The 5,256-nt window shown below is 68.5% G+C and carries 4 protein-coding genes; 3 read left to right on the top strand and 1 reads right to left on the bottom strand.

Annotation, left to right across the window (positions count from 1 at the left end; all coding sequences use genetic code 11):
* Nucleotides 1-149 precede the first annotated feature (149 nt).
* The gene (locus AC27VN_RS32010; protein WP_490879163.1) at nucleotides 150-1,304 is read right to left on the bottom strand and encodes a porin; all 1,155 of its coding nucleotides are present in this window, start codon (nucleotides 1,302-1,304) and stop codon (nucleotides 150-152) included.
* Nucleotides 1,305-1,757: 453 nt separating this feature from the next.
* Between AC27VN_RS32010 and AC27VN_RS32005 the strand changes: the two genes are divergently transcribed.
* The 3 genes from AC27VN_RS32005 to AC27VN_RS31995 all read left to right on the top strand — a co-directional run.
* Entirely contained in the window at nucleotides 1,758-2,429 is a 672-nt protein-coding gene (locus tag AC27VN_RS32005; RefSeq protein WP_093348486.1) for a nuclease-related domain-containing protein, read from the top strand.
* Nucleotides 2,430-2,494: 65 nt separating this feature from the next.
* Nucleotides 2,495-4,894: an outer membrane protein assembly factor BamA gene (gene bamA, locus AC27VN_RS32000; protein ID WP_490879162.1), complete on the top strand. Its 2,400-nt coding sequence runs from the start codon at nucleotides 2,495-2,497 to the stop codon at nucleotides 4,892-4,894.
* A gap of 5 nt (nucleotides 4,895-4,899) precedes the next feature.
* Nucleotides 4,900-5,256: response regulator (locus AC27VN_RS31995; protein WP_490879161.1), on the top strand; the 357-nt coding region annotated here is incomplete at its 3' end.

The raw sequence follows: 5,256 nt of genomic DNA, 5'->3' as shown, positions 1-5,256 counted from the left end.
CACGATGCAGCCGCCGAGGCTGGCCGCGGCCAGCGCGCCGGCCAGGCAACGGATGTGGAATGTCATGAAAGCTTCTCCTCTTTTCTTCTGCGGCTGCGCACGGCGCACGCGCCCACGCGCCCCGAAGTGCGCGCGGGCGCATGCCGGCGTCAGAACGCGTGGCGGATGCCGAAGTCGTAGCCGGTCGAGGACTTGGGCAGGCCGGTGTAGCCCACGCCCGTGGTGCCATAGCCGGTGGTGCTGGCGGCCGTGAGGCTGCCGGTGTAGGCCGCGTCGTTGCGGTTGCTCACGCGCGCGATGGTGGCGTAGAGCGCGGTGCGCTTCGACAGGTTGTGCACGTAGCCCAGCGCGAGCTTGTTGACGCGCGGGTCCTCGCCGAAGATGCCGGCGGCGCCCTCGTTGTAGCGCACCGTCGAGTACGAGGCGCGGATCAGGCCCGGGCCCACCGGCACGGTGGCGCCGATCAGGTAGCCCTTGTAGCTGTCGTGCGTGTTGGCCAGGCCGGTGTCGAACTTGTTCTGCACGTTCGAGATCTCGCCGAACAGCTTGACCGGGCCGAAGTCGTACGAGGCGCCGAGGTTGACGGTCTGCACCTTGCGCGTGAGCGTGGTGGTGTCGACCGCCACGTTCTGGCCCGCGGCCAGCGCGATGTCGAGCGGCCCGTTGGCATAGCCGAAGCGCCCGCCGACGTAGCGGCCCGCGCTGCTGCTGCTGGTGGTGCCGGTGACGTCGGTGCTGCGCACGTTCTCGTTCAGGCTGTACTGCACCTGGCCGTAGAAGCCGCCGAGGTTGGGCGGTAGGAAGTACGCGACCATGTTGCTGGCGCGCGTGTAGTTGCTGTTGCCGATGCCCGTGCTGGCGCTCACGGTGCTGATGACGTTGGTGCCCGAGCCGTTGGTGCCGAAGGGATCGAACACGGTGTCGTTCCAGAAGGTGGCCGTGTAGTCGCGGCCCAGCCGCACTTCGCCGAAGCCGCCCGACAGGCTGACGGTGGAGCGCCGGTTGAAGTTGGCGATGCCGGTCGCGCCGTCGTCGTTGGTGATCGGCGCCTCGAGCCAGAAGCTCGCAGCCAGTCCGCCGCCCAGGTCCTCGGTGCCCCTGAAGCCGATGCGGCTGGAGTTGTAGCCCGAGTTGGCCAGGCTCCATTGGCTCTGCTTGCTGGTGATGCCGGTGATCGCATTGCGCGAGGTGGCCGACTGGTAGCTCACGCCGGCGTCGATGACGCCGAACAGGGTGACGGACGATTGGGCGCAGGCCAGGCCGGTGACGGTCAGCGCGGCCAGGGCCGTGAGGGATTTCTTCATTCAGGTTTCTCCGGTTTCGGCGCTCTTCATCGAGCGGCCGGAACGGATGCTCTCGTCCAAATTCGGAGGAATCTGGTGCATGGGGGCGAATGTTGTTTTTGCGCGCAATCGATGCGCGAACACCCCAATGCCGTCCTTACCAAAAGTCTCCCAAAAGCCGCGCGATGCTTTAGGGCCTGTTGACGCTATGCAAGGGGTCGCGAAGCTCGCCAGAGCCCGCCCATCAAGGCGCGCGACGACGCGTGTGCGTCCGCACACGCTAGGAGCGCAACGCCGAGGGGCGGGCTCTGGCGAGCTTCCCTTCGGGTTGCCCCGCAAAGGGGCCGTCTGCGGCGTTGCCCGCGCTTGCAAGGCATCAGCCTTGCTGCGCACGGGCGCCTTGCATCCAGCCCCTTTGCGGGGCAACGCGACCCCTTGCATAGCGTCAACAGGCCCTAACTCGAAGGAGCCACCATGACCATCGCATTGCAAAGCACCCTCGCCGCCTCGCTCGGCGTGCAACAGCTCGCGAACGCATTCAGCCCCGCGTTCGACCACCTGCGCATTCTTCGCAACCTGATCATCCCGATGCCCGAGGGATGCGCGGTGCGCACCGCGCGCATCGACGCGGTGGTGGTCTGCGAGACCGGCGTCTACCTGTTCGAGATCAAGGCCTGGCGCAACGCCTTCGTCTACCGCAAGAAATCGGACCAGGCACCGCCGCGCTGGTTCCTGCGGCTGCAGGGCTGCAACCGCGCGCGCGAGGTGAAGGACCCGGCCTGGCAGGGCGGGCGCAAGACCACGCAGCTGCGCAGCCTGCTGCCCGACGACCTGCGGCTGCAGTACTTCGTGCTGCTGCCCTGCGAGGGCGTGGCGCTCGAGGGCGTGATGCCCGCGGCCGTCATCACGCAGCAGGACCTGCCCTACATCGCGCGGCTGGTGCGCAACAACGGCCGCACCGCGCGCAGCTATCCGCTGCTCGATGCGCAGGCGGTCGAACGCACGGTGCAGCGGCTGCTCGAGGTGCAGGGCGAACTGAGCCTCGAGGACCACCTGCGCAACTGCCGCGCCTGCGGCGAGCCCGGCGCGCGGGCCCCGATGGCGGCCCCGGCCTGGCCGACCGCCAACGCCATCGGGCTGCAATAAAGGAGAGAAAGTGAACTCGGCGCGGCGTCCCAAATTTCTCCGACATTGGACGAAACCATGCGCCGATGAACTCTCCGAAGTCCCTCGCGGGCCTGGCGCTGCTCGCTGCGCTGATCGCACCTTCCACCCGGGCCGCCGAGCCCTTCGCCGTGCAGGACATCCGCCTCGAAGGCCTGCAGCGCGTGGAGGCGGGCACCGTCTTCGCGACCCTCGGCCTGCGCGCCGGTGACACCTACAGCGACGAACGCGGCAGCGAGGCCATCCGCGCGCTGTTCGCGCTGGGCCTGTTCAAGGACGTGCGCATCGACGTCACCCGCCGCGTGCTGGTGGTGATCGTCGAGGAGCGCCCGACCATCGCCGATGTCGACTTCGTCGGCACCAAGGAATTCGACAAGGCCGCGCTGCAGAAGGCGCTGCGCGAGGTGGGGCTGGCCGAGGGCCGGCCCTACGACAAGGCGCTGGCCGACCGCGCCGAGCAGGAGCTCAAGCGCCAGTACCTGGGCCGCGGCCTCTATAACGCGCAGGTGGTCACCACCGCCACGCCGAGCGAACGCAACCGCGTGAACCTGAGCTTCGGCGTGACCGAGGGCGAGCCCGCGCGCATCCGCTCGGTGCACGTCGTGGGCAGCCGGGCCTTCAGCGAGAGCACGCTGCTCGACCTGTTCGACCAGGACAGCGGCGGCTGGCTCAGCTGGTACACCAAGTCGAACCAGTACTCGCGCAGCAAGCTCAACGCCGACCTCGAGACGCTGAAGAGCTACTACGTCACGCGCGGCTACCTCGAGTTCCGCGTCGACTCGACCCAGGTCGCGATCTCGCCCGACCGCGAGGACCTCACGGTCACGATCAACATCAGCGAGGGCGAGAAGTTCACGGTGGCGGGCGTGAAGCTCGCGGGCGACTACCTGGGCCGCGACGACGAATTCAAGACGCTGGTCACCATCAAGCCGGGCCAGCCCTACAACGGCGAACAGGTCACGGCGACCACCAAGGCCTTCACCGACTACTTCGGCACCTTCGGCTACGCCTTCGCGCGCGTGCAGGCCGAGCCCGAGATCGACCGCGCCAACAACCGCGTGACGATGGTGCTGAAGGCCGAGCCCTCGCGCCGCGCCTATGTGCGGCGCATCCACATCGGTGGCAACGCGCGCACGCGCGACGAGGTGATCCGCCGCGAGTTCCGCCAGTACGAAGGCGCCTGGTACGACGGCAACAAGATCAAGCTGTCGCGCGACCGCGTGGACCGGCTGGGCTTCTTCACCGAGGTGAACGTCGAGACGCAGGAGATCCCCGGCTCGCCCGACCAGGTCGACATCGCGGTGACGGTGGCCGAGAAGCCCACCGGCTCGCTGCAGCTCGGCGCCGGCTATTCGTCGACCGACAAGATCTCGCTGAGCTTCGGCATCACGCAGGAGAACGTGTTCGGCAGCGGCAACTACCTGGGCCTGCAGGTCAACACCAGCTCGTACAACCGCACGATCTCGCTGACCGCCACCGATCCCTACTTCACCAAGGACGGGATCTCGCGCACCGTCAACCTGTTCCACACCACCACGCGGCCCTACTACGAGGCCGACGGCAACTACAAGCTCGCGAGCGACGGCGGCTCGGTGCGCTTCGGCATCCCGGTGGGCGAGCTCGACCGCATCTACCTGGGCATCGGCGTCGAGCGCTATGCGTTCACGCCCGGCAGCAACGGCACCTACACGCTGGTCGATGGCTCCTACGTCTACACCGGCACGCCGCAGGCCTACCTCGACTACTTCCAGTGCACCGGCACGGCACCGAGCGTGAGCTGCGCCAACCGCAGCATGGTGGCGTTTCCGGCCACGCTGGGCTGGTCGCGCGACGACCGCGACAGCGCGCTGATCCCGACCCAGGGCCGGCTGCAGAGCGCGAACCTCGAGGTGGGCGTGGGCGGCGCGCTGCGCTACCTCAAGAGCAACTACCAGTACCAGCAGTACTTCCCGCTGTCGAAGCAGTACACGCTGGCGCTCAACGGCGAGCTCGGCTATGCGCGCGCGCTCGGCGACGCGGCCTTTCCGATCTTCAAGAACTTCTACGCGGGCGGGCTGGGCTCGATCCGCGGCTTCGAGCAGAACTCGCTGGGGCCGGTCGATGCCGTGTCGGGCGGCTCGCTGGGCGGCACGCGCAAGGCGATCTTCAACCTCGAGTTCAGCACGCCGTTCCCGGGCGCGGGCAACGACCGTTCGCTGCGGCTGTACACCTTCCTCGACGCGGGCAACGTCTTCGCGAGCCGCACGGCCAGCATGAGCGATGCGCAATGGAAGGCGCAGAACAAGCTGCGCGCCTCGGCCGGCCTGGGCATCAGCTGGATCTCGCCGCTCGGGCCGCTGCGCCTGGCCTACGCGGTGCCGCTGCTCTACCAGAAGGAGGACACGGCCAACGGCATCGCGGCCGACCGCACGCAGCGGCTGCAGTTCCAGATCGGCACCTCGTTCTGAACGCCATGGCCCGCATCCTGCTGGCGGAAGACGCCCGGCACAGCAGCGCCGCCGTGCTGCACGGCCTGCTGCACGATGCCGGCCACGAGGTCGAGCAGATCGCCGACGGCGCGGCCGCGCTCGAGCGCATCCTGCATGCGCCGCCCGCGCTCACGCTGCTCGAGGTGGCGCTGCCGCGCATCGATGGCCTGCGGGTGCTGGAGGCGGTGCGCTCGCTGAGCGACCATCCGATCATCATGCTGACGGCGCGCACGCGCGAGGCCGACCGGCTGCTCGGGCTCGACCTCGGGGCCGACGACTACGTCTGCAAGCCCTTCTCCCCGCGCGAGGTGGTGGCACGCGTGAACACGGTGCTGCGCCGC

It is taken from the genome of Variovorax sp. 20P10.2.4, assembly GCF_058244205.1.
This window is presented reverse-complemented; position numbering and strand designations above follow the sequence as displayed.

Bases quoted from the DNA above. Each gene is read 5' to 3' on its own strand.
- AC27VN_RS32010 (WP_490879163.1), bottom strand. From the start codon at position 1,304: ATGAAGAAATCCCTCACGGCCCTGGCCGCGCTGACCGTCACCGGCCTG.
- AC27VN_RS32005 (WP_093348486.1), top strand. From the start codon at position 1,758: ATGACCATCGCATTGCAAAGCACCCTCGCCGCCTCGCTCGGCGTGCAA.
- bamA (WP_490879162.1), top strand. From the start codon at position 2,495: ATGAACTCTCCGAAGTCCCTCGCGGGCCTGGCGCTGCTCGCTGCGCTG.